27 protein-coding genes are annotated in these 25,505 nt (G+C 60.3%); 13 read left to right on the top strand and 14 right to left on the bottom strand.

The genetic code is table 11. The features are described from left to right. Nucleotides 1-185: 185 nt before the first annotated feature. Entirely contained in the window at nucleotides 186-1,706 is a 1,521-nt protein-coding gene (exaC, locus tag ACJ8MK_RS09340; protein WP_041035074.1) for an acetaldehyde dehydrogenase ExaC, read from the top strand. Between the two features lie 67 nt (nucleotides 1,707-1,773). Here the strand turns inward: exaC and adhP are convergent, their stop codons facing one another. The 3 genes from adhP to ACJ8MK_RS09355 form a co-directional block, all read right to left on the bottom strand. After that, nucleotides 1,774-2,790, bottom strand: a complete 1,017-nt coding sequence (adhP, locus tag ACJ8MK_RS09345) for an alcohol dehydrogenase AdhP (protein ID WP_033634519.1) — start codon at nucleotides 2,788-2,790, stop codon at nucleotides 1,774-1,776. A 203-nt stretch (nucleotides 2,791-2,993) separates the two neighbouring features. After that, nucleotides 2,994-4,283, bottom strand: a complete 1,290-nt coding sequence (gene blh, locus ACJ8MK_RS09350) for a bifunctional sulfur transferase/dioxygenase Blh (protein ID WP_101426904.1) — start codon at nucleotides 4,281-4,283, stop codon at nucleotides 2,994-2,996. A gap of 17 nt (nucleotides 4,284-4,300) precedes the next feature. Next, nucleotides 4,301-5,086, bottom strand: coding sequence for a sulfite exporter TauE/SafE family protein (locus ACJ8MK_RS09355; RefSeq protein ID WP_101426903.1), 786 nt, complete (start codon nucleotides 5,084-5,086; stop codon nucleotides 4,301-4,303). Nucleotides 5,087-5,277: 191 nt separating this feature from the next. Here ACJ8MK_RS09355 and ACJ8MK_RS09360 point away from each other — a divergent pair, with 191 nt between their 5' ends. Continuing rightward, nucleotides 5,278-6,516: an NAD(P)/FAD-dependent oxidoreductase gene (locus ACJ8MK_RS09360; protein ID WP_101426902.1), complete on the top strand. Its 1,239-nt coding sequence runs from the start codon at nucleotides 5,278-5,280 to the stop codon at nucleotides 6,514-6,516. A gap of 126 nt (nucleotides 6,517-6,642) precedes the next feature. Continuing rightward, entirely contained in the window at nucleotides 6,643-6,936 is a 294-nt protein-coding gene (locus ACJ8MK_RS09365; protein WP_060421012.1) for a SelT/SelW/SelH family protein, read from the top strand. A 22-nt stretch (nucleotides 6,937-6,958) separates the two neighbouring features. Here ACJ8MK_RS09365 and ACJ8MK_RS09370 read toward each other — a convergent pair whose 3' ends face one another. Continuing rightward, on the bottom strand, nucleotides 6,959-7,621 hold the full coding sequence (locus ACJ8MK_RS09370; RefSeq protein ID WP_442517680.1) for a CPBP family intramembrane glutamic endopeptidase: 663 nt from the start codon (nucleotides 7,619-7,621) through the stop codon (nucleotides 6,959-6,961). A 215-nt stretch (nucleotides 7,622-7,836) separates the two neighbouring features. Here ACJ8MK_RS09370 and ACJ8MK_RS09375 point away from each other — a divergent pair, with 215 nt between their 5' ends. From ACJ8MK_RS09375 to ACJ8MK_RS09400, 6 genes are all read left to right on the top strand, one after another. Continuing rightward, the gene (locus tag ACJ8MK_RS09375) at nucleotides 7,837-8,331 is read left to right on the top strand and encodes a TIGR00645 family protein (RefSeq protein ID WP_060438817.1); all 495 of its coding nucleotides are present in this window, start codon (nucleotides 7,837-7,839) and stop codon (nucleotides 8,329-8,331) included. Nucleotides 8,332-8,517: 186 nt separating this feature from the next. Then, nucleotides 8,518-8,973, top strand: a complete 456-nt coding sequence (fabZ, locus tag ACJ8MK_RS09380) for a 3-hydroxyacyl-ACP dehydratase FabZ (protein WP_442517681.1) — start codon at nucleotides 8,518-8,520, stop codon at nucleotides 8,971-8,973. 30 nt (nucleotides 8,974-9,003) lie between these two features. Then, nucleotides 9,004-9,792: a spermidine synthase gene (locus tag ACJ8MK_RS09385; protein WP_442517682.1), complete on the top strand. Its 789-nt coding sequence runs from the start codon at nucleotides 9,004-9,006 to the stop codon at nucleotides 9,790-9,792. Between the two features lie 80 nt (nucleotides 9,793-9,872). Then, complete coding sequence (locus ACJ8MK_RS09390; RefSeq protein WP_004928567.1) at nucleotides 9,873-10,067, top strand: ribbon-helix-helix protein, CopG family; 195 nt, start codon at nucleotides 9,873-9,875, stop codon at nucleotides 10,065-10,067. Between the two features lie 144 nt (nucleotides 10,068-10,211). Then, nucleotides 10,212-10,613, top strand: coding sequence for a VOC family protein (locus tag ACJ8MK_RS09395; protein ID WP_033634513.1), 402 nt, complete (start codon nucleotides 10,212-10,214; stop codon nucleotides 10,611-10,613). After that, a complete protein-coding gene (locus ACJ8MK_RS09400; protein WP_432501593.1) occupies nucleotides 10,613-10,780 on the top strand; it encodes a hypothetical protein in 168 nt (55 codons plus the stop codon). Before ACJ8MK_RS09395 ends, ACJ8MK_RS09400 begins: the two co-directional genes overlap by 1 nt. On the opposite strand, the gene ACJ8MK_RS09405 is transcribed toward ACJ8MK_RS09400, so the two are convergent. From ACJ8MK_RS09405 to ACJ8MK_RS09415, 3 genes are all read right to left on the bottom strand, one after another. Next, the gene (locus ACJ8MK_RS09405) at nucleotides 10,765-12,159 is read right to left on the bottom strand and encodes an MFS transporter (protein WP_197838797.1); all 1,395 of its coding nucleotides are present in this window, start codon (nucleotides 12,157-12,159) and stop codon (nucleotides 10,765-10,767) included. The genes ACJ8MK_RS09400 and ACJ8MK_RS09405 overlap by 16 nt on opposite strands. A gap of 113 nt (nucleotides 12,160-12,272) precedes the next feature. Further along, nucleotides 12,273-13,340: an oxidoreductase gene (locus ACJ8MK_RS09410; protein ID WP_033655029.1), complete on the bottom strand. Its 1,068-nt coding sequence runs from the start codon at nucleotides 13,338-13,340 to the stop codon at nucleotides 12,273-12,275. A gap of 12 nt (nucleotides 13,341-13,352) precedes the next feature. Beyond that, nucleotides 13,353-14,102, bottom strand: coding sequence for a DeoR family transcriptional regulator (locus tag ACJ8MK_RS09415; protein WP_197838801.1), 750 nt, complete (start codon nucleotides 14,100-14,102; stop codon nucleotides 13,353-13,355). Nucleotides 14,103-14,250: 148 nt separating this feature from the next. On the opposite strand from ACJ8MK_RS09415, the gene ACJ8MK_RS09420 reads away from it, so the two are divergent. Beyond that, nucleotides 14,251-15,126, top strand: a complete 876-nt coding sequence (locus ACJ8MK_RS09420) for an alpha/beta hydrolase (RefSeq protein WP_442517684.1) — start codon at nucleotides 14,251-14,253, stop codon at nucleotides 15,124-15,126. Here ACJ8MK_RS09420 and ACJ8MK_RS09425 read toward each other — a convergent pair. Further along, on the bottom strand, nucleotides 15,053-16,270 hold the full coding sequence (locus tag ACJ8MK_RS09425) for an MFS transporter (protein WP_033655026.1): 1,218 nt from the start codon (nucleotides 16,268-16,270) through the stop codon (nucleotides 15,053-15,055). The two genes, ACJ8MK_RS09420 and ACJ8MK_RS09425, sit on opposite strands and share 74 nt — an antisense overlap. After that, nucleotides 16,270-17,427, bottom strand: coding sequence for a serine hydrolase domain-containing protein (locus tag ACJ8MK_RS09430; protein WP_103829506.1), 1,158 nt, complete (start codon nucleotides 17,425-17,427; stop codon nucleotides 16,270-16,272). The genes ACJ8MK_RS09425 and ACJ8MK_RS09430 overlap by 1 nt, the downstream gene beginning before the upstream one ends. Before the next feature lie 121 nt (nucleotides 17,428-17,548). On the opposite strand from ACJ8MK_RS09430, the gene ACJ8MK_RS09435 reads away from it, so the two are divergent. Continuing rightward, nucleotides 17,549-18,436 carry a LysR family transcriptional regulator gene (locus ACJ8MK_RS09435; RefSeq protein ID WP_060420991.1) on the top strand — a complete coding sequence of 296 codons (888 nt, stop codon included), beginning with the start codon at nucleotides 17,549-17,551 and terminating at the stop codon, nucleotides 18,434-18,436. Between the two features lie 79 nt (nucleotides 18,437-18,515). Here ACJ8MK_RS09435 and ACJ8MK_RS09440 read toward each other — a convergent pair whose 3' ends face one another. The 3 genes from ACJ8MK_RS09440 to ACJ8MK_RS09450 all read right to left on the bottom strand — a co-directional run bounded on the left by ACJ8MK_RS09440 (nucleotide 18,516) and on the right by ACJ8MK_RS09450 (nucleotide 19,840). Further along, nucleotides 18,516-18,650: an AcrZ family multidrug efflux pump-associated protein gene (locus ACJ8MK_RS09440; RefSeq protein ID WP_033634505.1), complete on the bottom strand. Its 135-nt coding sequence runs from the start codon at nucleotides 18,648-18,650 to the stop codon at nucleotides 18,516-18,518. Nucleotides 18,651-18,843: 193 nt separating this feature from the next. Then, a complete protein-coding gene (locus ACJ8MK_RS09445; RefSeq protein ID WP_033648278.1) occupies nucleotides 18,844-19,314 on the bottom strand; it encodes an Rrf2 family transcriptional regulator in 471 nt (156 codons plus the stop codon). Nucleotides 19,315-19,444: 130 nt separating this feature from the next. Continuing rightward, the gene (locus ACJ8MK_RS09450) at nucleotides 19,445-19,840 is read right to left on the bottom strand and encodes a DUF427 domain-containing protein (protein ID WP_103829504.1); all 396 of its coding nucleotides are present in this window, start codon (nucleotides 19,838-19,840) and stop codon (nucleotides 19,445-19,447) included. A gap of 227 nt (nucleotides 19,841-20,067) precedes the next feature. Between ACJ8MK_RS09450 and osmB the strand changes: the two genes are divergently transcribed. Beyond that, a complete protein-coding gene (gene osmB / locus ACJ8MK_RS09455; protein ID WP_004940700.1) occupies nucleotides 20,068-20,280 on the top strand; it encodes an osmotically-inducible lipoprotein OsmB in 213 nt (70 codons plus the stop codon). Between the two features lie 154 nt (nucleotides 20,281-20,434). Here the strand turns inward: osmB and ACJ8MK_RS09460 are convergent, their stop codons facing one another. Next, complete coding sequence (locus ACJ8MK_RS09460; protein WP_442517685.1) at nucleotides 20,435-22,057, bottom strand: methyl-accepting chemotaxis protein; 1,623 nt, start codon at nucleotides 22,055-22,057, stop codon at nucleotides 20,435-20,437. Between the two features lie 335 nt (nucleotides 22,058-22,392). On the opposite strand from ACJ8MK_RS09460, the gene ACJ8MK_RS09465 reads away from it, so the two are divergent. Further along, nucleotides 22,393-23,631 (top strand): hypothetical protein, encoded by a 1,239-nt coding sequence (locus tag ACJ8MK_RS09465; protein ID WP_033655022.1) that lies wholly within the window; start codon nucleotides 22,393-22,395, stop codon nucleotides 23,629-23,631. A 118-nt stretch (nucleotides 23,632-23,749) separates the two neighbouring features. Here the strand turns inward: ACJ8MK_RS09465 and ACJ8MK_RS09470 are convergent, their stop codons facing one another. Further along, nucleotides 23,750-25,468: a penicillin-binding transpeptidase domain-containing protein gene (locus ACJ8MK_RS09470; protein ID WP_103829503.1), complete on the bottom strand. Its 1,719-nt coding sequence runs from the start codon at nucleotides 25,466-25,468 to the stop codon at nucleotides 23,750-23,752. Nucleotides 25,469-25,505: the final 37 nt, after the last annotated feature.

Here is a 25,505-nt window from a genome sequence, read left to right on the forward strand (position 1 = left end):
GGCGGAATCGCCCGATTTGCCAAGTCATATCATTTTTTAACACGCTAATAAATAAGCCATTTTTATCATCACCCTCGCCTTTCGTTAATCTGGCACGCGCCGTGCTTCTCTGTGCTGCGGCGGCATGCCGCATTCACAGGCGCAGCCCAATAGCGCTGATTTTCATCTGCAGAGAGGTGCTTAACATGAAATATGTCCACCCCGGTTTGCCTGGCTCGCTGGTTTCGTTCCGCAAACGCTATGGCAACTACATTGGCGGCAAATTCGTCGAACCGGTATCCGGCAACTACTTCACCAACACCTCGCCGGTGACCGGCCAGCCGATCGCCGAATTCCCGCGTTCCGACGCCAAGGACATCGAGCTGGCGCTCGACGCGGCGCACGCGGCGGCGGACGCCTGGGGCAAAACCAGCGTGCAGGCGCGTTCCAACGTGCTGTTGGCGATCGCTGATCGCATCGAATCGCGGCTGGAGATGCTGGCGCTGACCGAAACCTGGGACAACGGCAAACCGATCCGCGAAACCCTGAATGCCGATCTGCCGCTGGCGGTCGACCATTTCCGTTACTTCGCCGGCTGCCTGCGCGCGCAGGAAGGCACCGCGGCGGAGATCGACCAGAACACCGTGGCCTACCATATCTATGAACCGCTGGGCGTGGTCGGCCAGATCATCCCGTGGAATTTCCCGCTGCTGATGGCCGCCTGGAAACTGGCGCCGGCGCTGGCGGGCGGTAACTGCGTGGTGCTGAAACCGGCGGAACAGACCCCGCTCGGCATCAGCGTGCTGATGGAAGAGATCGGCGATCTGCTGCCGCCGGGCGTGCTCAACGTGGTGCAAGGCTTCGGCGCCGAGGCCGGCGAAGCGCTGGCTCGCAGCAAACGCATCGAGAAGATCGCGTTCACCGGCTCCACGCCGATCGGCCGCCACATCCTCGCCTGCGCGGCGGAAAACATCATCCCCAGCACCGTCGAGCTGGGCGGTAAATCGCCCAACATCTATTTCGCCGACATCATGCAGGCGGAGCCGGAGTTCATCGACAAGGCGGTTGAGGGGCTGGTGCTCGGTTTCTTCAACCAGGGGGAGGTCTGCACCTGCCCTTCACGCGCGCTGATTGAAGAATCTATCTATCCGCAGTTTATGGAGAAAGTGCTGGCGCGCATCGCCACCATCCGCCAGGGCGATCCCTTCGACACCGACACCATGCTCGGCGCGCAGGCGTCGCAAGAACAGTACGATAAGATCCTGTCCTACATCGACATCGCCAAGAATGAGGGCGGCAACATCCTCGCCGGCGGCAAACGCACGCAGCATGGAGATGAATTGCAAAACGGTTTCTACCTGCAGCCGACGTTGATTACCGGCAACAACAGCATGCGCTTCTTCCGCGAGGAGATCTTCGGGCCGGTGATCGGCGTCGCCACCTTTAAAGATGAAGCCGAAGCGCTGGCGCTGGCCAACGACACCGAGTTCGGGCTGGGCGCCGGGTTGTGGACCCGCGACATCAACCGCGCCTATCGCATGGGCCGCGCGATCAAGGCCGGGCGCGTGTGGACCAACTGTTACCACCTGTATCCGGCGCACGCCGCGTTCGGCGGCTACAAGAACTCCGGCATCGGGCGCGAGACCCACAAGGCGGCGCTGTCGCACTATCAACAGGTGAAAAACCTGCTGGTCAGCTACGACGCCAAACCGCTGGGCCTGTTCTGAGCCGGGCGTAACAACCAGAAGGCCACCCGCAGGTGGCCTTCTTATTTGGCATGGTTAGTGGCGTGATTTATTTCGCCATGCCGAGATCGATCACCATGCGACCGCGAATGGTGCCCGCCTTCATCTCGTCGAAGATGGCGTTGATGTCGCCCAATGGCCGTTTGGTCACTTTCGGCGTCACTTTGCCTTCGGCGGCGAACTGGAACGCCTCTTTCAGATCTTCGCGCGTGCCCACCAGCGAACCCACCACCTGAATGCCGTCCAGCACCAGGCGCGGAATACTCAGATCCATGCTCTCCGGCGGCAGCCCCACCGCCACCACTTTACCGCCGGCGCGCACCGCATTGACCGCCGAGTTGAAGGCCGCTTTCGCCACAGCCGTCACCACCGCCGCGTGAGCGCCGCCGGTTTGCTGCTGAATGATCTCCTCGGCGTTTTGCGTTTTGGAATTGATGGCCAGATCGGCGCCGATCTGTTTGGCGAACTCCAACTGGCCGTCGTTGACGTCGATGGCGATCACCTTGGCGTTAAACACGTTCTTGGCGTACTGCAGCGCCAGGTTGCCCAGCCCGCCCAGGCCATAGATGGCGATCCACTGCCCCGGCTTGATATCGGAAATTTTCACCGCCTTGTAGGTGGTGACGCCGGCGCAGGTGATGCTGCTGGCGGCGAAAGAATCGAGCCCGTCCGGCACTTTCACCGCGTAGTCCGCCACCACGATGCACTCTTCCGCCATGCCGCCGTCAACGCTGTAGCCGGCGTTTTTCACCGAACGGCACAGGGTTTCGTTGCCGCTGACGCAGTATTCGCAATGGCCGCAACCCTGGTAAAACCAGGCGACGCTGGCGCGGTCACCCACTTTTAGCGAGGTGACGCCCTCACCGACGGCGGAGACCACGCCGATGCCCTCATGCCCCAACGTAATGCCCGGCACCTCGCCGAAATCGCCGTTTTTCACGTGCAAATCGGTGTGGCACACCCCGCAACACTCCATTTTCAACGCCGCTTCGCCGTGCTTCAGCGGACGCAGCACTTTATCCTGAATGTCTACGGTATGGTTTTTCGTCACTACGGCAGCTTTCATGGTGTTTTCCTTAGCAGAGTGGGAAGTACAGTTGTTAATGTAGTGACTGTATTCGGTGAGGGCAAGCGCCGCATGATTTGTGTAAAAACAAATAATTAAATATGAACCAGCATGATTATTTCATAAAAAACAATTAACAGACGGCGCGATCTCATTCGCATTGACCGCAGCGGCGGCGAACGATCTCGCACCTCTGGCTTGATTCACCGCTTAAATCGATTCACGGGAATTTTCAGGTAGCGTTGCCCATCGTCTTCGCAGTCAGGCAACACGCCACCGCGAATATTGACCTGCAGCGCCATCAGCATGAGTTCCGGGTGCGGCAGCGTGGCGTCCCGCTGCTTTCTTTGCGCAATAAAGCGGGATTTATCCATGTTGACCACCCAGGGATTGTTCTCGCGCTGCTCTCTCACGGTGCTTTCCCAGCGGGCCTCACGCCCCGCCGGGCGGTAATCATGGCCGGTAAACAGGCGGGTATCCGCCGGCAGGCTCAAGATCCGCTGCAATGACTCCCACAAGGCTTCCGCATTGCCGCCAGGAAAATCGGCCCTTGCGGTACCGCTGTCCGGCATGAAGAACGTATCGTGGATAAACGCCGCATCCGCAATGTAATAAGTGACGGACGCCAGCGTGTGCCCGGGAGACAGCAGGACTTCAGCGCGCAGGTTGCCGATAAAAAAGACGTCGCCGTCCGCGAACAGCGCATCCCAGACGGTATTGGCCGCAGGCAGGTCTTTTAAGTTATAGATCTCTTCCCACAGCCCCTGAACGGCGGTAATTTTTTCACCGATGCCGGTGAAGGCGCCGGTTTTCTGCGCCAGCCAGGTGGCGGCCGAAAAATGATCGGCGTGCGGGTGCGTATCCAGCACCCAGGCCACTCCCCACCCCCGTTGATGGATAAAATTCAGGATATCGTTGGCCTGTTGATGCGAGACCGTGCCCGATCGGCGGTCAAAATCCAGCACCGGGTCGATAATCGCACAGCGGCGCGCCTCGGGATCGGCAACCACATACTGCAGGCTGCCGCTTTCCGGCTCATAAAACGCGTGAACTTCCGCCGTGGCCCGCACGGATCGATGCTTGTAGTACCAGCTGAGCGCCTTATCGGCGTCCGCGCCGTATTCGTCGCATTGGCGGCGAAACTGCGCTTCATCTATCTGACCTTCGCGCAATGCATACAGCAGGGAAAGGCAGGCAGAGCGAGCTCCGCTTCTGCAGTGCGCCAGGGTTTTCTTGCCTTGCCGCAACAGAAACTGGAAGGTGTAAACGGTCTCCCAGGTCAGCGTATCGAACGTATAAGGGAGATAGACGTAGCGCATCCCCCCTTGTTCAGCCAACGCTTTCTCTTGCTGATGGTCAAGATACTCCCCCGGCTCCTCATCCGGCCGATTGTTGACGATAAGGCGGTAGCCCTGTTGAGACAGCGCCTTGAAATCACTCGCTTCGGGCGCGCCCGAAAAGGAGAGCTGAGGGTGGTAAGTGCGGATGCGCATGTTTTTTTCCTTCCGTTTCATAGGCTTTTAAATAACATATACAGGGCCAGCGCCAGGAGCATGAGGGCATAGAGCACGTTGATAATGCCCTCGCGTTTTTTCAGGCGCTCGGCGAGCGCCACCCCCACCACGCCCCCCAGAACGCCGCCGACGATGAGCCAACACGTAATGGCGAGCGACACCTTTCCGGACATGGCGTAGCTGGCGCTGGTCGACAGCCCCATGGCCGCCACGACCACCAGTGAGGTTGCCACCGCCTCAACCATCGTGAAGCGAAAAAACCAGACCAGCGCCGGCACAACCAAAAATCCGCCGCCAATACCCAGAAAGCCCGCCAGCCCGCCCAGCGCGAGAACGCTGGGCCATACGATGGCGGGATGAACGGCAGAATGGGAGGACGGCAAGGGGGGGCCGGCAAGGGGATTTCTTTTCAGCGTCAATCCGGCGACCACCAGCATCAACAGGGAGAAAGGCAGGGTTATGTAGTGTCCGTCCGTGATTTTTCCCATCTGAGAGCCGGCCAGAGCCCCCATGACGGCGATCAGCGAAACGACAAGCCCGGTCTGCCACCTGACGTTGCCTTTGGAGGCGTGCGCGGCCAGGTTGATCAGCGCGTTAATGGCCACAGACATGGCGCTGGTCCCTATAATCAAATGCGTATCCGGCACTTTCACCATATACAGCAATAATGGCACGCAGACGATTGAGCCGCCGCCGCCGGTCAGAGCCAGGAGAAATCCCACAATTCCCCCGGTGACCACTAACAGCATCACGATATAAAAACTGAAATGGAAAAAATCCACTGCGTTAATCCCTTAATGATGCTCATGCCATTTATTAACGATCAGTTCACCGGCAATGTCAAATAACTTATTTCGATTTGTTATTACATATAGCTAAATGGAATATGTGATTTTTTATATAACCACAAGTTCTATGAATTCGCTTTTAATCTGGACGGCAACCCCCTACTTTCTTATGAAAGGAGGCCTGCATGAAACCAGAAAAAATAACCCCCCAGAAAAGCGTCGTTATTATTGGCGGCGGCTCATCCGGAATAGGTATCGCGGCAAGCATAAGGAAGCGAGTTAAAGACATCGATATAACGATAGTGGAGCCTAACGATTGTCATTATTATCAACCGGCATGGACTCTGGTGGGCGGCGGGCTCTTTGATATCACGAAAACACGGCGCTCCATGCATGCCGTTCTGCCCTCAGGCACCGCATGGATACAGGATAGCGTGGTCAGGGTTGAGCCCAGTCAAAAATACATCGAGACCCGTCAGGGGCAGAAAATAAACTATGACTTTCTTATTGTTGCATGCGGACTGATTTTACGCTGGGATAAAATAGAGGGCCTTGAAGAAACCCTGGGATTAAATGGCGTCACCTCTAATTATCGCTTTGATCTTGCCGAATATACCTGGCAACTGGTCCGCGAAATGAAAGGCGGCCAGGCGATATTTTCTCAGCCGCCGCTCCCCATCAAGTGCGCCGGTGCACCGCAAAAAGCCTTGTATCTGTCATGCGATTACTGGCATCGCCAAGGCATCCTGAATAATATTAACGTCAATTTCTGCCTTGCGGGCGCGGCGGTTTTCGGCATTCCGCAATTTGTTCCCCCGCTGACCGAGTATTTGGGAAAATACCGAGCACAGGTCAATTTCAATCATCATTTAATCCGCGTTGATGGCGAGAAGCGGCAAGCGACATTTGCCGTAGAGACAAATGAAGAAGGAAAACGCGAGTTAACTCTGCCCTTCGATATGCTCCACGTGGTGCCGCCCCAATCGGCTCCGGCGTTTATTTCGCAAAGCGGCCTCGCTGATGGTGCCGGCTGGTGCGATGTGGATAAATCGACGCTGCAGCATAAGCATTGGCCGGATATTTTTGCGGTAGGCGACTGTTGCTCGACGCCAAATGCCAAAACCCTGGCGGCAGCCCGCAAGCAGGTGGTGGTGGCGGCTGAAAACGTCGCGGCGCTGATTCAGGGCGCGCCTCTCACTGCCCATTATGATGGTTATGGTTCCTGTCCATTGACGGTTGAGAAAGGCAAAGTTGTGCTGGCGGAGTTTGGCTATGACGGTAAATTGCTGCCCACGTTTCCGCTGCTCGACGCCACCCAGCCCAGCCGTCTGGCCTGGTGGCTGAAAGCCTGGTTTTTACCCCGGTTTTATTGGGCGGGCATGCTGCGTGGGGTTGAATGGTTTGCCGGCAGCAAGCGGCCGTGACGCGCGCTCGGCCCCCCTCTCGTTCCTGCCGCTGCAGACGCTTGACTATTTGGCGAGACGAGGCCACCATCGTTTGCAGGTTCCTCAGGCTGATTGCAAGCCGTTACCACTACCGGTCGATCATCGATGAAAAATGCCCCCGCCGTTACGATCCACTACTGTTCACAATGCAACTGGCTGCTGCGCGCCGGCTGGATGGCGCAAGAGCTGCTGAACACCTTCGGCGACGATCTCGCCTCCGTCACCCTGATGCCGGGCACCGGCGGGATCTATCAAATCAGCGTCGATGGCGTAATGATTTGGGATCGCAAGATTGACGGCGGTTTCCCCGATGCGGCGCAGTTAAAGCAACGGCTGCGCGATCACAGCTTCCCCGATCGCTCTCTCGGCCACAGCGACGGTAAAAAAGCCCGGCACTGAAAATCGGGCGGTAAGCACGGCTTCAGCTTAACGCATAGCTGGCCGCCATCACGACGCCGTTCATGGTCATATGCAGCCCGATGGGCAAATAGATCCCTTTGGATTTGACTCGTGCGGCCGTCAACACCAGCGAGATGAGCAACAGGGCTGCCAATGTGCGCCAATCGGTGTACTGGGTATGCAAAACGGCAAAGATGACAGACACCGTTAACGCAACCCAAAGCACCTTGTCGTTAAACCAATACATCAGCGCATTAAACAGACAGCCGCGAAATACGATCTCTTCATAGATGGGGACCACGAAAACCAACAAAGCGGCATTGAGCGCCAAAATCTCGCCGGGCAATGCCACCTGCTCCGTCACCCAGGTTTCCGTTTTCTCCACGCCCATCAAACGCGGGAAAATAAACTGAATCACCAACAGCGCGAACAGCAGCAGCGCAAAATCGCTGCGTTTAACCTCGCCTTTGCCCAATCCTTCTCTGCGGCGGAAAAAGAGCAGGTATAACGAAAAGATAGCGACGAATTCCATTCCATACAGCAGCGGCAGCAATAGCCCTTGTCGCATCAAGGCGGCTCTGTTCTCAAGGAGCAGCGGAATAAACGTAATCAGGAACATCAGCAAAAACATGGAAAAGCAGCCGTTGACGGCTCGCGTTCTCGCGATAAACGCATTGTCGACCATATAACCATCCTTAGTTTTGAGCAGCGATTGACGGAACAGTAGCAAGGCAAGAGACCGCGGCAGTTTATCCCCATGCGATATCATTGTCATGAACCCGTTCGAAGCGAACGTCCATTCGCAAATTTCTCCAAGCCATTGGCACGCGGTTGATTTCGCCCGGGTCTCCTGAGTTATACTGAGCGCTCTTTTAGCCACGTAATTAATAAATTTTTATGATTGAACGCTTGCTCGAAAACACGATGTACGCCTCCCGTTGGCTGCTCGCACCGGTCTATGTCGGCCTTTCACTGGCTCTGATCGCCCTGTCGATCAAATTTTTTCAGGAAATCCTGCACGTCCTGCCCAACATCTTTTCTGTCGCCGAAGCCGATCTGATCCTGACCCTGCTGTCGCTGGTCGACATGGCGCTGGTGGGCGGGCTGTTGGTGATGGTGATGTTCTCCGGGTATGAAAACTTCGTCTCGCAGTTGGATATCACCGAAGGGAAAGAAAAGCTGAGCTGGCTGGGCAAAATGGATGCCACCTCGCTGAAAAACAAAGTTGCTGCGTCTATCGTCGCCATCTCCTCCATTCATCTGCTGCGGGTGTTTATGGACGCCAAGAACGTGCCGGACAACAAGCTGATGTGGTATGTGATCATCCACCTTACCTTTGTGCTGTCCGCCTTCGTGATGGGCTACCTGGATAAAGTGACCCGCTCCAAGCACTAAACGCGCTGCCACACCCGATCGCCAGGATCGGGTGCCTCCCTCACGCTCCCTTCTTCGCCTGTTTCTGCACCGTCGTTTTTTCACCTGGCACATCTGATGATAATTTTATTATAATGCTATTACACTCATCATGGACTGAACGCCGGCCAGCGCACCGGTTTCGCCGCAGACAGGATCACGCCCCCCATGCCATTGACTGGTCACCCCCTGCAATTCGACGATATTCAGGCCATTTTGCCTCATCGTTATCCCTGCCTGCTGGTCGATCGCGTGCTGCCCGCCGGCACCTGCATTGCCGAAGGGCGGCTGAGCGCCATCAAGAACATCACCGCCAATGAGCCGACGTTCTGGAACGGCCACGCGCACTTCGCCGGATTTCCCGGCGTGCTGTTGGTGGAAGCGCTGGCGCAAAGCACCGGTCTGCTGGCCCACTACTATCTCGGGGCGCTGAATGAGGGGGAGCATTGCTATTTCGCCGCCATTCAGCGCGCGCGGTTTTATCGCGCCGCCCGCCCCGGGGACCAGGTGCTGATGGAGGTCGCTTTTGTTCGTCGGCGCGGGGCGATCGCCCGCTTTACCGGCCGCGCCAGCATCGATGGCCGGCGCATTTGCACCGCCGATTTCATGTGCGCCCGTAAATAGGCCGCTTGCCAAAGGAGCCCTGCGATTACCATGTCTCTGGTTGACAGCTTACTCAGAACCCTCGATTTCTCTCCGCGCGGCCAGGTGATCGCTCGCGAAGCCGACGCCTGGGGCGAAATCATCGTTTCCGATCACAAGGACTACCGCACGCTGCGGTTTGACGGCATCTGCGAACAGAGCAAGATGAGCCTCAGCAACCCCGCGCAGCCGATCCACAACTACATCAAAGCGATGCTGATGGCGGTGGCCTGGCAACCGCCGAGCTCGGCGTTGATTTTGGGGTTGGGCGGCGGCAGTCTGCTGCGCGCGTTGCACGCGCTCGATCCGGCGATGCGCCTCGACGTCGTCGAGCTGCGCGCTGCGGTGATCGCCGTCGCGCGCCGCTATTTTACGCTGCCGGCCACCGGCACCATCAGCCTGCGCACCGCCGACGCCATAGACTTCGTGCGCCCGCCCGTCGAGACGCGTTACGATCTGATCTTCTCCGATCTCTATTCGGCGTTCGCCATGGATCCGCAGCAAGGCACCCAGACCTTCCTGGAAAACTGCGCCGCGCGGCTGAACGACGGGGGCTGGCTGGTGCTCAATTACCACGATCTGCCTGACGAAAACAGCCTGCTGTACCACAGCCTGCAGCGAATATTCGGCACCGTACTGTTTTGCGTCGCCCCCAGCGGCAACGTGATCATTTACGCCACGCCGGCCCAGGTGACGCTGCCGCTGAGCGCGCTGCGCAGCCTGGCCGCCGGCAGCGGCGAGCTGTTCAACTGCGAACTCGGCTACCTGTCACGCAAAATAGAGCGGTTGCATTTCCGCTAAAGACGGGCGGCGACGCGGTCTGGCTGGCCGCTTCGCCCACATGGTATTATCATTCAGTTATCATTCTCTGGAGGATCCTGATGGAAAAGAAAACGGCGCGGCTAACGGTGCTGATTGACCCGGACAAGAAGAAAGCCTTGGAGGAACTGTGCCTGCAGCAGGACGTCACCCCTTCCCAGGTGGTGCGCCAGCTGATCCGCGATTACCTGCATAAGCATCAGGTGGACTATCCCAGCCAACCGACTCACGCCAATCCGCGCGTCGAAAGCAATTGAGCGGCGGCCTGCCCCGCACACCGTGAAGCGCGCTTTGCCCCTGCGTGCGTCTCTAATCCGAATCCTCCGTTGCGGTCTGTCCATTCGGCAATATCGCTGCTACTGTTTTATGCGTTCATACTCTCTCTTCGGAAAGGAAGCGCCATGTTCAGCCATATTACCGTCGGCGTCAGCGATCTGGACGCCGCCGCCGCCTTCTACGACGCCATCCTGTTGCCGCTGGGATTACAGCGGCGGGAAGTGACGCCGGACGGCGGCCCCGCCGCCCGCTGCTGGGTGATGCCGGGCCAAACGCTGCCGCGTTTCTATGCTTACCAACCCTTCGACGGGCAACCCGCCAGCGCCGGCAACGGCAGCATGCTGGCGTTTCTCGCCGCCGATGAGCTGGAGGTCAAACGCGCTTACGCCGCCGGCCTGCTGGCGGGCGGCAGCGGTGAAGGCGAGCCCGGCGAACGCGCGCATTACGGCAAGGGCTATTTCGGCGCTTACCTGCGCGATCCCGACGGCAACAAGGTCCATGTGGTGTACCGGGGCGATCTCGCCTGATGAAATGTTCGGTTCATATCGCCACCGGCGTAGACGGATTCATCGCCAACGCGGGCGGCGGCATACCCTTGTTCGGCGCCGCTGGCCCCGAGCAGCGCCTGCTCGCCGTCACCCCATCGGACAACGGCTTCGCGCAAGCACGTTACGCGGTTCAGCGCGAATCGTAACGCAGCATCAGGCGGCGGCCGCCGAAGGCGATGAGCAGCGCCGCCAACGCCAACAGCGCCGCCACGCCGTAGGTCACCTGCATGCCGTAAGCCGCGGCGGCGGCGGCGCCCGCCACCCGCTGCGAAGCCAGATAAAACAGCGCCCCCAGCGCCGAAGCGCCAGTAATCGCCCCAAGATTGCGCGCCAGGTTCACCATGCCGGCGACCAGCCCGCGCCGTTCGGGAAACAGATCCTTCATCAGCATGGTGTTGTTGGCCACCTGAAACAGCGCATAGCCGGCGGTCAGCAGCGCGATGGGGCCAACATAGCCGAGCACGCCCCAGCGGTTAAGCAACGACAGCAACGCCGCCCCGGCGGCCACTGCCGCCAGCCCAAACTGGCCAATGCGCTGCGATCCAAAACGATCCACCAGATAACCGGCCGGAATGCCGGTCAGGATCGCCACCGCCGGCCCCGCCGACATCACCAGCCCGACCTGCTCGGCGCTTAACCCCAGCGCGCGCGACAGGTAGAACGGCCCGACCACCAGCGTGGCGGTCATGACCGTCATCACCAGCGCGCTGGCCGCCAGCCCCGCCGTCAGGGCCGGATGGCGAAACATCGCCGGCGCCAACAGCGGCGATGCGGCGCGGCGTTCCACGCCGATAAACAGCGCCCCCGCCAACAGCGCCCCCAGCATCAACGCCAGGTTGAGCGCGCCGAAGTTGCCGCGCCCAAGGGTCATCGCCAGCGAATAGCAGAGCAATGCGCCGCCCAGCAGCAGCGTACCGGCGCGATCGAACGGTTCCTGGCGCGCTGCCGGGCGTGCCCCATCCGGCAAGTATCGCCAGGCGAGCCACAGCGCCAGCAGCCCCAGCGGCAGATTGATAAGAAACATCGCCCGCCAGCCGAAACCGGCGATCAGCGCGCCGCCCAACGACGGCCCCAGCGCGGTGCCCACCGCCGACAGGGTGCCGAGCAGCCCCATCGCGCGGCCGATTTTATCCGTGCCCAGCGCCTCGCCCGCCAGCGCCATGGCGATCGACATCATGGCCGCGCCCCCCAGCCCCTGCGCCATGCGCGTCGCCAGCAGCAGCCAAAGCTGCGGGGCCAGCGCACAAGCGAGCGAAGCGGCGGTAAACAGCGCGATGCCCGCCAGCAGCAGGCGGCGGCGATTAAGGCTGTCGCCGAGGCGGCCGATGCCGATGATGCAGGTGGTGACGGCCAGTAAATAACAGAGCAATACCCACTGCACCGCCTGGAACGAAGCATGGAACGCGGCGGCGAGCGCCGGTAGCCCAACGTTGGCGATGCTGATGCCGAGCGATGACAGCAACATGCTCAGAGACAGTGCGGCCAGTATGCCGCGGACGCCCTGCGGCGAAGGATGGGATAACATGGTAAACACTCCTGACATAGACTGAGGATTAGCCTATGTCAGAGGTTGGAATGGCGGAAGACGCACGGCATGCACTGTATCCATGCGTCTGACGCCTTATCTGACGCGAACCGTTACCAGGCGGCGATCTCCGCCTCGGTGAGCGGCAACGGCTGAGTCACTCCGGTTTCCGCCGCCAGGGTGGCCGCCTCCAGCACCGCCATCACCGCCAGCGCCTGCGCAGCGGTAACCGGATTGCTGCCGGCGCCGCGCAGGGCGTCGCGTACCTGGAAGTAATACTGGCGCTGATCGCCATTCGGCGTCGGCAGCGTGCGCACCGGCTCCGTGCCGATAAACAGGCTCATCGCGTCGTCGTCTTTGCCCCACTCTGCCGAGCCCGGCGTCACGCCGGCCAGCAGTTGGCTCTCCTGCCCGTCGGCGCGCGTTTTGACCACGCTGCCTTTCTCGCCGTGCACGGTAAAGCGCGACACGCCGCCCGCCACCAGCATGCTGCCATGCAGGATCACGCGGTGCGTCGGGTAGTTGAGCACCACGTGGGCCCAGTCGTTAACCTGCGCGTTGGGGCGCAGCGTGGCGATGTTGGCCTGCACGCTGTGCGGCAAACCGAACAGCTGCAGCGCCTGATCGACCATGTGCGGCCCCAGATCAAACCACAGCCCGCTGCCCGGCAGGTTCTGCTCGCGCCAGCGCACCCGCACTTCGGGGCGGTAACGATCGATGTGCGACTCAAAGTGCGTCACCTTGCCGATCAGCCCCTGTTCGATCACCTGCTTTACCCCCAGGTAGTCGCTGTCCCAGCGGCGGTTCTGGAACACCGACAGCAGGCGATCGTGTTTTTCCGCCGCCGCAATCAGCGTGCGCGCCTGCGCCAAGTCCAGCGTAAAGGGCTTATCCACCACCACGTGCTTGCCCGCCTCCAGCGCGGCCAGCGCCAGCGGCGCATGGGTGTCATTCGGCGACGCGATCACCACCAAATCCACCTCCGGCCGGCGGATGGCCTCCAGCGGATCGGCTATCACCTGCGCGTGCGGCAGATCGGCATGCACCTTGGCGGCATCGCGCGAAGCCACCACGCTCAGTTCCAGCCCCGGCACCGCGTTAATCAGCGGCGCGTGAAACGCCTTGCCGACAAAGCCGTAGCCAATCAGCGCCACCTGCAACGGTCGAGCGGTATCGTTCATCAGTGTTCTCCTCTAGCGGTCGTCGGCGACGACACAAAGTTCAATCAGTGACTGTTCGTCCAGGTTGTCCCACGGGCGATCGGTAAACAGCCGTTGGATCTGCGCCAGATCCGCAACGTGATGCGGTTCGCAGCGATCCAGCTTCATATGGTCGGCCACCAGCCAGCGCTCGCCGCTGTTGGCCAGCATGGCGCGTTTGACCTCTGCATCGGCCTCGTCGCCGGCGCTCAGCCCCAGCTGCGCATGCACCGCACAGGCGCCCAGCAAGGCGATATCCGCGCGGTAGCGTTCCAGCAACGCCAGGGTGGCGCTGCCGGCGAACAGCCGCTGGCGCGCATCCCACTGGCCGCCGAGCAGAATCAGGTTGATCTCCGGCCTGTCGCTCAGGCACTGCGCGATATCCAGCGAAGCGGTGATCACCGTGGCCGGCCCGCGCAGCGCCTGCGCCACCGCCAGCAGCGTGCTGCCCGCATCCAGAATCAGGGTGCTGCCGGGCGGGATCTGCGCGGCCACCGCGCGGCCGAGCCGCTGCTTGACCTGCGGCAACAGCGCCGCGCGCGCCTGGCGCGGCATGCCGGACGGTTCGAGCGCGATCGCCCCGCCGTGATGTTTCTGCGCCAACCCTTGCCGCTCGAGATCGGCCAGATCGCGGCGCACGGTATCGACCGAAACGCCGATGGCGCCGGCCAATTCCGCCACCGCCGCCTGCCCGCGTTCGCTGAGCAAATCCAGTAAATGGCGCTGTCGTGCCGCTTTGTGCATGGGTTTATTCCGCAGTAAAAAGCATAAAACAGCAATATACAGCAGAAAGCAGCATCAGAGAAGCCGCAATGATGCGCACCGAAGATCAAACATCTTTTCGCCTGCGGGACGACGATGAGGGCATAACGCATAACAATCAGGAGAGGTGATGAGCATCGATCTGACGTTTACAGACCTGAGCGTGCGCGCCGTGCAATACAACGCCCGCGCTTCGGTGGAAGATTTTGACGCCTGCATGGCGGAATACGCCGCGCTGGCCCAGCGTGCCAGGGCGCAGACGCCGGGCATTTACGATCTGCGCTACGGCATGAGCGCCGCCGAGCGCCTCGACCTGTTCCCGGCCAGCGCACAGCCCGCCCCGCTGCTGGTCTTTATTCATGGCGGCTACTGGCATTCACAGCGCAAAGAGGAAGCCTGCTCGATGGCCGCCGCGTTTGCCCGCCGCGGCGTGGCGGTCGCCACGCTGGAATATACGCTGGCGCCGGAAGCGACGCTGGCGGAGATCGTGCACGAGGTGCGCAGCGCCGTCGCCTGGCTCTATCATCACGGGGCGCCCTTCGGCATCGATCCGGCGCGCATTTTCGTCAGCGGCAGTTCGGCCGGCGGCCACCTGTGCGGCATGCTGATCGCCGACGGCTGGCAGCAACGCTATCGCCTGCCGCCCGACGCGATCAAAGGCGCGCTGGCGCTGAGCGGCCTCTACGATCTGCGGCCGCTGTGCGATATCTATATCAACGACTGGCTGCACCTGACGCCCGAACAGGCGCAAGCCCTCATCCCGCTGTTTTTGCTGCCGGCGAAAGAACATGCGCCGCAGATCCTGCTCGACGTCGGCCAGCGGGAAACCCAAGCCTTCAAAAACCAGACGCAGGCCTATTATGACGCCTGCCTGGCGCGCGGCCTCGACGTCCAGCTGCTGGCAGATCGCCACTGCAATCACTTTACGCTGGTCAACGAACTGGCCGATGCGGAAAGCGCGATGTTTCGGCAGGTGATGGCGATGATTGACGCAACGCAACCGTAGCCTGCCGTTGCAGCCACAGCCTGGCGGCGATCGCGATCGCCGCCAGTGCGGCAAACATGGCCCCGCACAGCAGGCTGCCCGGCAGCCCCCAGGCAGCGATAAACCAGCCGCCCACCAGCGACCCCACCGCCACGCCCAGATTGATAAAGGCGATATACAGCCCGGTGGCGAACGCCGGCGCCTGCGGCGCTTCGGAGGTCAGCCAGATCTGCGTCACGATCAAACCGCTGGTGTGCGCCGCTCCCCAGTACAGACAAAGCGCCGTCATTGAACCGATATTCGCGCTGCCGTAGCAATACAGCAGCGCATAGGCCGCCATCAAGGCCATCGGGTGCAGCAACACCGTCACCGCACGATGACGGCTCAACCACTTGCCGGCCAACAGGTTGCCCGCGACACCGCCCACACCGAACGCCACCAGAAGCAAGCCGATGGCGCCGCCGCTGAGGCCGATTTCACGGCTGAGGTACTCGGCCGCGTAAGCGTAGACGGCAAACATGGCGGCAAAGATCAGCACGCAGGTGGTGATATTCAGCCACAGCGTGCCGCTGCGCAGGATGGCCAACTGCTTGCCATAGCTGAGGCGCTGCACGGCCGCATCAGGCAAGCGCCACAGCAATCCCAGCGCCGCCAGCAGGTTGACCAGCGCGCAAAATCGGAACGACGCCTCGTAGCTGAACTGCCCGGCGATCCATTGCGTCAACGGTATCCCCAACACCATGCCCATGCTGGTGCCGATAAACGCATAAGCGGTTGCTTTGGTGGCCAGATGCGGCGGATAAAGCGCCGCGGCCGCCACCATCGCCAGTGAAAAGTAGATCGGGTGAAACAACGCCGGCAAAATGCGCAGCAGCATGAGCATGGCAAAGCTGTCCGCCTGAGCGGCCAGCGCGCTGGCTGCCGCAAACACGGCCAACGCGATCAACAGCATGCGTTTGCGATTAAACCGCGACGCCAGCAGCACCAACAGCGGCCCGAACAGCGCAATGGTCAGGGCGAAGACCCCGACCAGCCAGCCGGCCTGCGCCGTGGAGATGCCATAGCGCGCGATGATCTGCGGCAAGATACCCACTACGCCAAACTCGATGCAGTAAACGCCGAACAGCCCCAGCGCGATGAAGAAAATCGGTGGCAACAGGCCCATCACATCGCTCCCGTCGCGGCATAAACCGCCTGACAAATCTCGCCGACAAAGGCGCCGGACATCCCCTCCAGCGCCGTGTTGGTAAACGCCACCACGCTGAGCTGCCGGGCCGGATCGACAAACCACGAGTGGCCATAGGTGCCGCCCATCCGCCAGCTGCCAACGGACTCCGGCGTTTGCGCGGCGACGGGATCTTTCAGCACGGTGATGCCCAGGCCAAACCCGCGCCCTGGCCAAAACGGCATCGGCAGATCGCCGATTTGGTTGGTGGTCAGCGCCGCCACCCAATCAGCCGGCAGCACCTGCCCGCCCCCCTGGCGCAACGTTTCCAGCAGGCGCAGGAAATCCTCCGCCGAACCGACCATGCCGGCGCCGCCGGAGGCGTACGCCTGCGGATCCAGCGCACGCGCCGGCGACAGATGAAAACCGGCGCTGCCGTCGATGAACGGTAAACGATCCGGCTGGCGCAGGCGGCGTGGCTCGCCGGCATGATCGGCGTATGCGGCCGCCAAACGCGCGGCGTCCACCGCCAGGAAATCGGTATCCGTCATCGCCAGCGGCCCGGTCACCCATTTTTTGACCGCCTGCGCCAGCGGCAGGCCGCTCGCCTGTTCAATAACCGCGCCCAACACATCGGTGGCGATGGAATAACGCCACGCCGCGCCGGGCGGAGCCAGCAACGGCGCGGAAGCGATACGCCGCACATTTTCCTGCAGGCTTACCGCCGCCTCATCCATGCCGTCGGAGACCGCCGACTGAGCGTAGAATCCCCCTTCCGGCTGGAAAAAACGGTAGCTTAATCCGGCGGTGTGGGTCATCAAATGCCATAGCGTCATCAACGGTTGGGTGCCGTCCGCCAGCCGCGGGCGAAAATTCGGCAGCCAACGCGTGATCGGATCGTCTAACCGCATGCCGCCTTGCGCCATCAGCGCCAACGCCGCCGTGGACACGATCGGTTTGGACACCGAAGCCAGCCGAAACAGCGTATTGCACGCCATCGGCTTGCCCGCTTCGCGATCCGCCATGCCCGCCGCGCGTCGATAAACGATCTTACCGCCCTGCGCCACCAAAACGACCGCGCCAACCAAGCGTTTTTCGCGCAAAGCTTTCTCTAGCGCGCCGTCGATCGCGTTGGTGGAGGATCCGTATTCACTCATCTTTATTGCTCCAGGTAGTCAGCCCATGCTGTCGCCACCGAGCATAGAGCGTGGTGATTAACGGAAAAACAGGCTAGATTTCCTTTCATAGCGGACATTCACGTCCGCAATGGGGTAAGCAATGGATAATCTGTCTGGGGTAAGCGTCTTTGTGCAGGCCGCGGAGACGCTGAGTTTCGTTGAGGCCGGGCGTGTGCTCGGCATTTCCGCTTCCGCGGTGGGGAAAAGCATCGCCCGCCTGGAAAACCGGCTGGGCGCGCGCCTGTTTCACCGCAGCACGCGCAGCATGACGCTGACCGCCGAAGGCCGGCTGTTTCTGCACCGCTGTCAGCGCATTCTCGGGGAATTGGCGGCGGCGGAACGGGAAATCAGCGATACGCACAGCGCGCCGCGCGGCAAGCTGCGTGTCAGTTTGCCGCTGGTGGGCGGCCTGTTGAATCCGGTGCTGGCGGAATTTGTTCGGCGTTACCCGGAAATTGAGCTGGAAACCGATTTTTCCGACCGTCGGGTCGATGTCATCGAAGAAGGCTTTGATGCCGTGGTTCGCGTCGGCGAGACCGAAGACTCACGGCTGATGAGCCGCCAGCTGGGCACGTTTCATCTGCAGCTGGTGGCCTCGCCGGATTATTTGCGCCAGATGGGGATCCCGCGTCAACCGGCGGAACTGCAAGGCCATGCCTGCCTGCTGTACAAATTTCCCTCTACCGGCAGAGTGGAGCCCTGGCCGATCGCCGGATGGGAAAAGCTGCTCGCCGAGGGGATCAACACCCGGCTGGTCTGCAATACCGTCGATACCCTGATTTACCTGGCGGAAAGCGGCCAGGGCATCGCCTGTTTGCCGGATTTTGCCGTGAAGCGCGCACGGGAACAGGGGCGATTGCAACCGATCTTGTCTGAGCATTGCCACCACACCGGCAGCTTTAAAGTCCTCTGGCCTTCCAGCAAACACCTGACGCCAAAACTCAGGGTGTTTATCGATACGCTGAGCGCCCGGCTTTTTCGGGATTAGAGACGGTATACGCGATGGAGTAATGATGGGAAGGAAAATGCGGGGGCCGGAGGACGAGAGCCGCCCCCTGGCGTGCCGATCAGCCTTTTTTGCGGCCGATAGCGGAAAAGACGTTGAACACTTCACCCAGGCCGTAAATCGCGCCGAGCAAAACGGCCACCATTACCGGCACCAGGACCACCACGGTGGCCAAGCTTTCAATCATTTCTAACATCGTTCTCTCCTGGTTTATAAGCACAGCGAATCTGTGCCGGAAGAAAAGGTTTCCGGCCAATCGGTTGAGTATCGTGGGGAGGCAGTCTAAAACGTGAGCTACATCACACTTGATGCGAGCTAATGTAACTTACACAATTACATTAACGCAATGCAAAAAATGCTCTGCGCGAAGAAGGAATTGGCGCGGGTTTTTATTGCGTATCCGCTTGATATTGCGGCGAACAAGGGACAAAAGGATAGCCTGCGCGCCGCTCGACCTGCCCGGCCATTTCGGCGATGCTGGTTTGCGCCAGGCTGGCTTCCAGCGCGAGACCGACGCGCGCAAACTCTTGCTCCAGCACCGGGGTAATGGCGTGGCCGATATAGCACGCATCATTAGGCCGTGTACGGTGCAGCATGAAATACGGTTGATCTTCCACCGCGCGATACACGTCCAGCAACGAGATCGCTTCCGCCGGCCGCGCCAGCAGCGCCCCGCCGCCTTGCCCCATCTGTGAATAGGTCAGCCCCGCCTCCGCCAGCGCGCCGAGGATGCGCCGCACCACCGTCGGGTTGGTATTGACGCTGCGCGCGATATCTTCGGAACGCACCGTCTGGCCACGGCACAGCGTGATATTGGTCAGAATATGGATGGCAACGGCAAATCGCGTAGAGGTAGACACCTTGGCACCTGCTCAGAGTTTCGTTTATGTCGGACTAAAACATAAGGAAAACGTATCAATTTCCAGTAATACACATAATGAGTAGGGATAAGAAGAATGTCAACCTGCCCACGCCCGGATGCGGCGGGGCTCAGGCTTCGGCACGGATTTCCGCCACTTTGTCGGGATAAAATGCCAGATGATCCTTGATCGCCACCACGGCGTTATAGGGCATTTCATAACTCCAGGCCACATTGGCCTCCTGCTCGCCGTTAAGCACAAGGGAAAAATAACTGCAGTCGCCCTTATAAGGGCAGTAGCTGACGTGCTCGTTTTTCTGCAACAGCGCCATATTCACGTCCTCACGCGGAAAGTAAAACACCGGCGGATAGGTGGCTTCCTGCAGAATGAGCGCGTTGTGGCTGTCGGCCAGGGTCTGACCGCCGGCACGCACCACGACCCGCGCCGGATGACGGGTCAAGGCGATCGGGTGGTCCGGGCCGGGGATTTTCACCGGTTTGCCGGATGCGGAAACGAGATCGGACATGGCGGCCTCCAGAGTGTGCGCCCCTCCGCGAGGCGTCTTCCCAGTATAGACCCACGATTTTACCCGCGGCCGCGCATTCGGCGAGCAATCGCTTTTCAGCGCCGCAAAATTAAGAATTTTTACCTGTTCGATTTTCTTACGGAGGAATACATTCATCTCAACTTCTACCGGCGGATTAATCGGATTATTTTTAATCCATTAATCAGCCAATTTACCAGGAACTCATTATGAATATTAAACGTGCCGCAGGTGTGTTGGTGGTGGTCATGGCAACGCTTTCCGTTACCGCATGCGGGCATATGTCCAATCGCGATCGCAACACGGCGATCGGCGCGGGCGTGGGCGCCGTCGGCGGCGCGGTGCTGACCGACGGCAGTACGCTGGGCACCCTTGGCGGCGCAGCGCTGGGCGGCATTATCGGCCACCAGACCAGCCGTTAATCATCCGGTTAAAATAATCTCTGCAGGCCGGCGCTTTTTTAACCCATAAGCGCCGGCCTGTTCTTTTATTTAACCGCTGAACTTTCTCAGGACACGAAAATAATAAATAACGTTAAGCGCAGCTTTATTATTCATTAATCTGCGGCGGGGTTATTTATTGCGTCGGCAGCCTGAAACGCGCCATCGCTTTTTCTAACCGTTCCGATTCGCCCTGCAACCGCTGAGAAGCCTCGGTCACCGCGTTCACCACCGTGCCGGTTTGCCGCGCCACCTGATTCAGCGCCGCGATGCGCGCCGTCACGTCCTGAATGCTCTCCCCCTGATTGAGCGACGCCAGGGAGATTTCTCCCATCAACGCACTGCATTTGTTCACCAGATCGATAATCTGGCGCAGGTTGCCCGTCAGTAGATCCACCGCCTGCGAGCCTTGATCGATTTGCAGCAGCGAACGGTTGATCAACTGCTGAATATCGCGCGTCGAATGGCTGCTCTTTTGCGCCAACAGGCCCACCTCTTTGGCCACGATGGCAAAGCCGCGGCCGTGTCCCCCGGCGTGCGCGGCCTCGATCGCCGCATTCAGCGCCAGAATATTGGTCTGGAACGCCACGCTGTCGATCAGCGCGACGATGCCGCGCATTTCGGCCGATTGGTTGACGATCCCTTGCATCGAAACATTGACGGTTTGCATCATCCGCTCACCGGCGCCGGCGCACTGCCGGGCCTGTTCGGTTCGTTGGCTGGCCTGCTGCGCATATTGGCCGTTTTCTTCCACCCGCGCCGCCAGTTGCCGCACGTACTCGGTCGCCAACTGCAATTCGCCGTCCTGCTTCGCCGACTGCGCCGTCAACTGTCGATTGCCGTCCGCCAGCCGCCCGACGCCGTTCAGGATCCCGCCCGCCGCATCGCGCACCTCGCTCACCAGGCGTTGCAGGCCGCCCTGCATATGGCCAATGCTGGTCTGCAGCTGACGCATCTCGCGGTTGAACGCGCGCCCAGGCGGCAGCGGCCGCGAAAGGTCGCCGGCGGCCAGTACGTTGAGGTGCGCGATCGCCTGCCGCAGCGGTGCGATCACCCAGCGAGAGACGCCGAACCAAACGCCCACGGCGATCAGCGCCAGCGCGGCCAACGCGCCGAGCGCAAAGGTTTTGGCCTGCTCCAGCGCCGCCAACTGCCGCACGTTGACGTCATCGCCACGCCGTTCATTCAGCGCCTGGTAAGCGAGATACTTCTCGTTGAAATCCGCCTGAAACGCCTGGATCGGCACGGCGAAAAACGCATCGATGCTGTTGCCCTGCAATCCTTGCGCCTGCTCTTTCAGGCCGTCATAGAACAGGCGATAGCTGTCTTGCAGGGCACCCGGCGCTTCCGGCGCATCCGCGCTCAAGCGCTCGAACCGGGCAAAGGCCTGCTCTGAAGCCTGCAGCGCCGCCAACGACTCATCCAGCAGGCTGTGCCAGCTGCCGTCGGAGCCGGTGGCTTTGTCCTGCAGATAATAGATGCCCGCACGGTTCAGGGTGTCGCTGGCCGTCAGTAGCGACAGCCTGGCACGATCCATCGTCGCCTGCTGGCGATGCAAGGCGTCGCCCGTCACCAGGTTAACCTTGGCGTCGCGCAGAATATTGGAAATAAATACGGTGGAAAACAATTGCAGCAGAGAAAATAGCGCGATAACGCAAATTACGCCGCTTAATAAGCCCATGCTCTTGCCGAAGCCAAACGCGCGCGGCAGCGCTGCCGCAGATTTTACCCTGCGGCCCAGTGTCCGTTTTATGTTCATGATTTTTAGTCAGTAATACCAGGATGCCGCGAGTCTAACGGGCATTGATGACACTAATATTTCAGCCTGCTTTGCGTCGCCCCCGCAGGCCAAGGCGCCCAATAATCGGTATTGCCCGTCAACTCTCATTTTTATTTCTTGACTTGTTTAATACCGGATTTATAGTTTTTCCATTAAACAAGAAACAAAGTTTCATATATTAACCGACGCTGAATTTAATATATGAAACGCACAATAAAATCGTCTCAAATATAAAACCAATGAGCGTAAATGCCCTGTTCACAGGTGAAACTCGCTCGCCTTAATAAACAGTCTACTTTCATCAGGGGCCAGGCATGCGCACGATCACGCTTTGTTTTTTCCTTGTTTCACCAGTGAGTTATGCGGCCACCGCCGCATTGCCCAACGACGCTGCCGCCACCGCGGCACCGGTAAAAAAAAGCCGTCCGGCATTGCCGCATATTCATTGGCAAAGCGAGGATAATAAAAAGAATATTGATATCGGCGGCGCGCTGCGCGCCAATTATCGCTATGAAGACTGGCACAGCAGCAATTATCGGAATCCGCCGCATTTACGCTTTGACGCCTTTCGCATCGATGCCGCCGGCCAGATAAACAACGCGTTTTTCGATAGCGGATTCTGGTTTCAGGATCGACGCAAATACGCCATCGACCGCGCCTATGTCGGTTACCACCTGTCTGAACGTTCCGCCGTGCAGCTTGGCGCGCCGTTCAAACCGTTCGGCCTGATGCCCTACCCGCAGTTCGGCTGGTCGTACGGCATTCCGTTTTACCTCGGCTTTGGCGTCAACACCGGGCTGGGTGCCAAATACCAATATCAGCATGACGATTGGGCCTTCGACGCCGCCTACTACCCGCGCATGATGCCGACCGGCGTGCGTTACGCCCCCGACGTCGCCAGCTACGACGATCTGAAAAACACCAACTATGCGTCACAGCACCTGCAGCGCAACGAAAAACGCGATCAGGTAAACCTGCGGCTGACGCGCGCTTTCCATCAGGGCGGCTGGGACAATGAGCTCGGCGGTTCGCTGGCGGCTTCGCGGCTCTATAACCAGGCGACCGGCGATAACGGCAGCTTCTGGGCGGCGGGTTTACATACGCTGGTGAATTACGATCCCTGGCATCTGTCCGGCCAGGTGATCCGCTACGGTTACGACGCCAAAGGCCCGGCCGGGGCCAACAATTCGGTGATCCTGATGGGGGGCAACGGCCTGACACCGGCCTATCTGATCCCGTCGCAGGCCACCACCGCCGCCATCAACCTGGCGCGCGACGTCGACGTGCCCTGGGGGCCGGTGAAAAAGCTGCGGTTCTACAACGACTACAGCGTGCTATGGAAAGACAGGCACGGCGGCTCAGATTCCAAAATGAACACGCTGGGGGTTCAGGTGTTCGCCATGCCGGTGATGCTGTGGGTGGATCTGACCTGGGCGCAGAACGCCAACCCGTGGGGCGGCGTGGAAAACGCCACCGGCTGGACCGGCACCCAATCCTCCGGCAGCAATAAATGGTATTTCCGCACCAACGTGAACATCGGTTACTACTTCTGAACGCGTCGGGATCTACACTGAAGCATCGCCGCCAGCCGGGCATGGTCGACGCGCTGTTCGCCCGCGACGCCGGGCTGGTGAACGCCGATCTGCAGGCGCTGAAGCGCCTGCAGATCGGTTACCCCTTGACCGACGACACCACGTTAAGCGGCTGGGCGTCCGGCAGAATATTCATGTGCTCCAGCACCTGGGCCATGATCTTGCCGAACACCGGCCCGGCCACCGAACCGCCGAAGTGCTTGCCGGCTTTCGGGTTGTTGACCATCACCACCAGCGCCACCTGCGGATCGCTGGCCGGCGCCACGCCGGCGGTGTAGTTGATGTAGCCGCCGTCGTATTTGCCGCTCGGGCCCATTTTCTCGGCGGTACCGGTTTTGATCGCCAGCCGGTAGCCCGGCACCGCGGCGCTCACCCCGCTGCCGCCCGGTAAGGCGTCGCTCTCCATCATATGCACCACGGAGCGTACCGTATCCGCCGGCAAAATGCGTTGTCCCATCACCGGCGGCGTCACCTTGGTGATCGACAGCGGCCGATAAATGCCGAAGGAACCGATCGCGGCGTACTCGCGCGCCATCTGCAGCGGCGTCACGCGCAGCCCATAGCCGAAGGAGAAGGTAGCGCGTTCGATATCGGCCCAGCGTTCACGATGCTGCGGCAGATAGCCGCTGCTCTCGTTGCCGATGCCGAGCTCGGTCGGCCGCCCCAGGCCAAAGCTGCGGTAGACCGCCGGCAGCACCGTGGCCGGCAGCGCCAGCGCAATGTGCGATACCGCGATGTCGCTCGATTTTTGCAGCACGCCGGTGATGGTCAGCTTCGACCAGTGGCCGACGTCTTTAATCAGGTGACCGTTCACCCGATACGGCGTGGTGTCCAGCACCGTATCCGGCCGGATCAGCTTATGCTCCAGCCCCACCATCACCACCACCGGTTTCACCGTCGAGCCTGGTTCGAAGCTGTCGCTGCTGCACACGTTGCGAATGTCTTTCGCCGGGGTGCCGGCATAGTTGTTGGGGTTGAACGACGGGTAGCTGGCCATGCCGAGGATCTCGCCGGTGTCGATCTTGACCAGCACCGCACAGCCGGAGTCGGCCTGGTTGGCCACCACGCCGTCGCGGATCTGCGCATAGAGTACGTACTGGATAAATTTGTCGATGCTGAGCGTCACGTTCGGCGGCGGCACCGGATCCACGCTTTTAAGCACGCCGATCACCGCGCCGCTGCCGTCCTTCTGATAGACCCGCAGGCCGTTTTTGCCCTGCAACAACGGGTTGAAGCCCAGCTCGATGCCCTCCAGCCCCTGGTTGTCCTGGCCGACGATGCCGATCAGCCCGGCGGCGTCCTGGCCCATCGGATAAAAGCGGCTGAAATCCTGCTCGGTGCTGACGCCGGTCAGGTGCAGTTTGCTGATGTAGGCAGCGTTGTCGTCCTCCACCTTGCGTGCCAGATAGACGAAACGCTTGTGCGCGTTGCTCTGGATCAGATGCTGCACGTCCGCCAGCGGGATCTTCAGCACGTTGGCCATGCTCTGCCAGCGCTCGTTGCCGGTGTCGGTCTGGGAATCGAGAATATGCTTCGGATCCAGCACGATGTCTTTGGACGACACGCTGACCGCCAGCGCCTCATCGTTGCGATCGGTGATCATGGCGCGGTTGGTCGGCACCACCTGGGTGCGGATCGAACGCTGGTCGGCCTGATCCGCCAACTGCTGGTGCTCCAGCAGCTGCAGGTAACCGACCCTGAACGCCAACAGAAAAAAACAGACCAGCATGCCGGCGCAAATCCAGCCGAAACGAACTGTGGAATAGGTTTTACCGCTTTTTTTGGTCGATCGCGCCACTGTTGTGTTAACCCTGCGTTTTTATTCGGTTTATGGT

This window comes from Serratia sp. CY38905 (assembly GCF_052168875.1).
Lineage (GTDB): Bacteria > Pseudomonadota > Gammaproteobacteria > Enterobacterales > Enterobacteriaceae > Serratia > Serratia sarumanii.

Coding starts and splice junctions, on each gene's coding strand:
- exaC (WP_041035074.1), top strand. CDS start 186: ATGAAATATGTCCACCCCGGTTTGCCTGGCTCGCTGGTTTCGTTCCGC.
- adhP (WP_033634519.1), bottom strand. CDS start 2,790: ATGAAAGCTGCCGTAGTGACGAAAAACCATACCGTAGACATTCAGGAT.
- blh (WP_101426904.1), bottom strand. CDS start 4,283: ATGCGCATCCGCACTTACCACCCTCAGCTCTCCTTTTCGGGCGCGCCC.
- ACJ8MK_RS09360 (WP_101426902.1), top strand. CDS start 5,278: ATGAAACCAGAAAAAATAACCCCCCAGAAAAGCGTCGTTATTATTGGC.
- ACJ8MK_RS09365 (WP_060421012.1), top strand. CDS start 6,643: ATGAAAAATGCCCCCGCCGTTACGATCCACTACTGTTCACAATGCAAC.
- ACJ8MK_RS09370 (WP_442517680.1), bottom strand. CDS start 7,621: ATGGTCGACAATGCGTTTATCGCGAGAACGCGAGCCGTCAACGGCTGC.
- fabZ (WP_442517681.1), top strand. CDS start 8,518: ATGCCATTGACTGGTCACCCCCTGCAATTCGACGATATTCAGGCCATT.
- ACJ8MK_RS09385 (WP_442517682.1), top strand. CDS start 9,004: ATGTCTCTGGTTGACAGCTTACTCAGAACCCTCGATTTCTCTCCGCGC.
- ACJ8MK_RS09390 (WP_004928567.1), top strand. CDS start 9,873: ATGGAAAAGAAAACGGCGCGGCTAACGGTGCTGATTGACCCGGACAAG.
- ACJ8MK_RS09395 (WP_033634513.1), top strand. CDS start 10,212: ATGTTCAGCCATATTACCGTCGGCGTCAGCGATCTGGACGCCGCCGCC.
- ACJ8MK_RS09400 (WP_432501593.1), top strand. CDS start 10,613: ATGAAATGTTCGGTTCATATCGCCACCGGCGTAGACGGATTCATCGCC.
- ACJ8MK_RS09405 (WP_197838797.1), bottom strand. CDS start 12,159: ATGTTATCCCATCCTTCGCCGCAGGGCGTCCGCGGCATACTGGCCGCA.
- ACJ8MK_RS09410 (WP_033655029.1), bottom strand. CDS start 13,340: ATGAACGATACCGCTCGACCGTTGCAGGTGGCGCTGATTGGCTACGGC.
- ACJ8MK_RS09415 (WP_197838801.1), bottom strand. CDS start 14,102: ATGCACAAAGCGGCACGACAGCGCCATTTACTGGATTTGCTCAGCGAA.
- ACJ8MK_RS09420 (WP_442517684.1), top strand. CDS start 14,251: ATGAGCATCGATCTGACGTTTACAGACCTGAGCGTGCGCGCCGTGCAA.
- ACJ8MK_RS09425 (WP_033655026.1), bottom strand. CDS start 16,270: ATGGGCCTGTTGCCACCGATTTTCTTCATCGCGCTGGGGCTGTTCGGC.
- ACJ8MK_RS09430 (WP_103829506.1), bottom strand. CDS start 17,427: ATGAGTGAATACGGATCCTCCACCAACGCGATCGACGGCGCGCTAGAG.
- ACJ8MK_RS09435 (WP_060420991.1), top strand. CDS start 17,549: ATGGATAATCTGTCTGGGGTAAGCGTCTTTGTGCAGGCCGCGGAGACG.
- ACJ8MK_RS09440 (WP_033634505.1), bottom strand. CDS start 18,650: ATGTTAGAAATGATTGAAAGCTTGGCCACCGTGGTGGTCCTGGTGCCG.
- ACJ8MK_RS09450 (WP_103829504.1), bottom strand. CDS start 19,840: ATGTCCGATCTCGTTTCCGCATCCGGCAAACCGGTGAAAATCCCCGGC.
- osmB (WP_004940700.1), top strand. CDS start 20,068: ATGAATATTAAACGTGCCGCAGGTGTGTTGGTGGTGGTCATGGCAACG.
- ACJ8MK_RS09460 (WP_442517685.1), bottom strand. CDS start 22,057: ATGAACATAAAACGGACACTGGGCCGCAGGGTAAAATCTGCGGCAGCG.
- ACJ8MK_RS09465 (WP_033655022.1), top strand. CDS start 22,393: ATGCGCACGATCACGCTTTGTTTTTTCCTTGTTTCACCAGTGAGTTAT.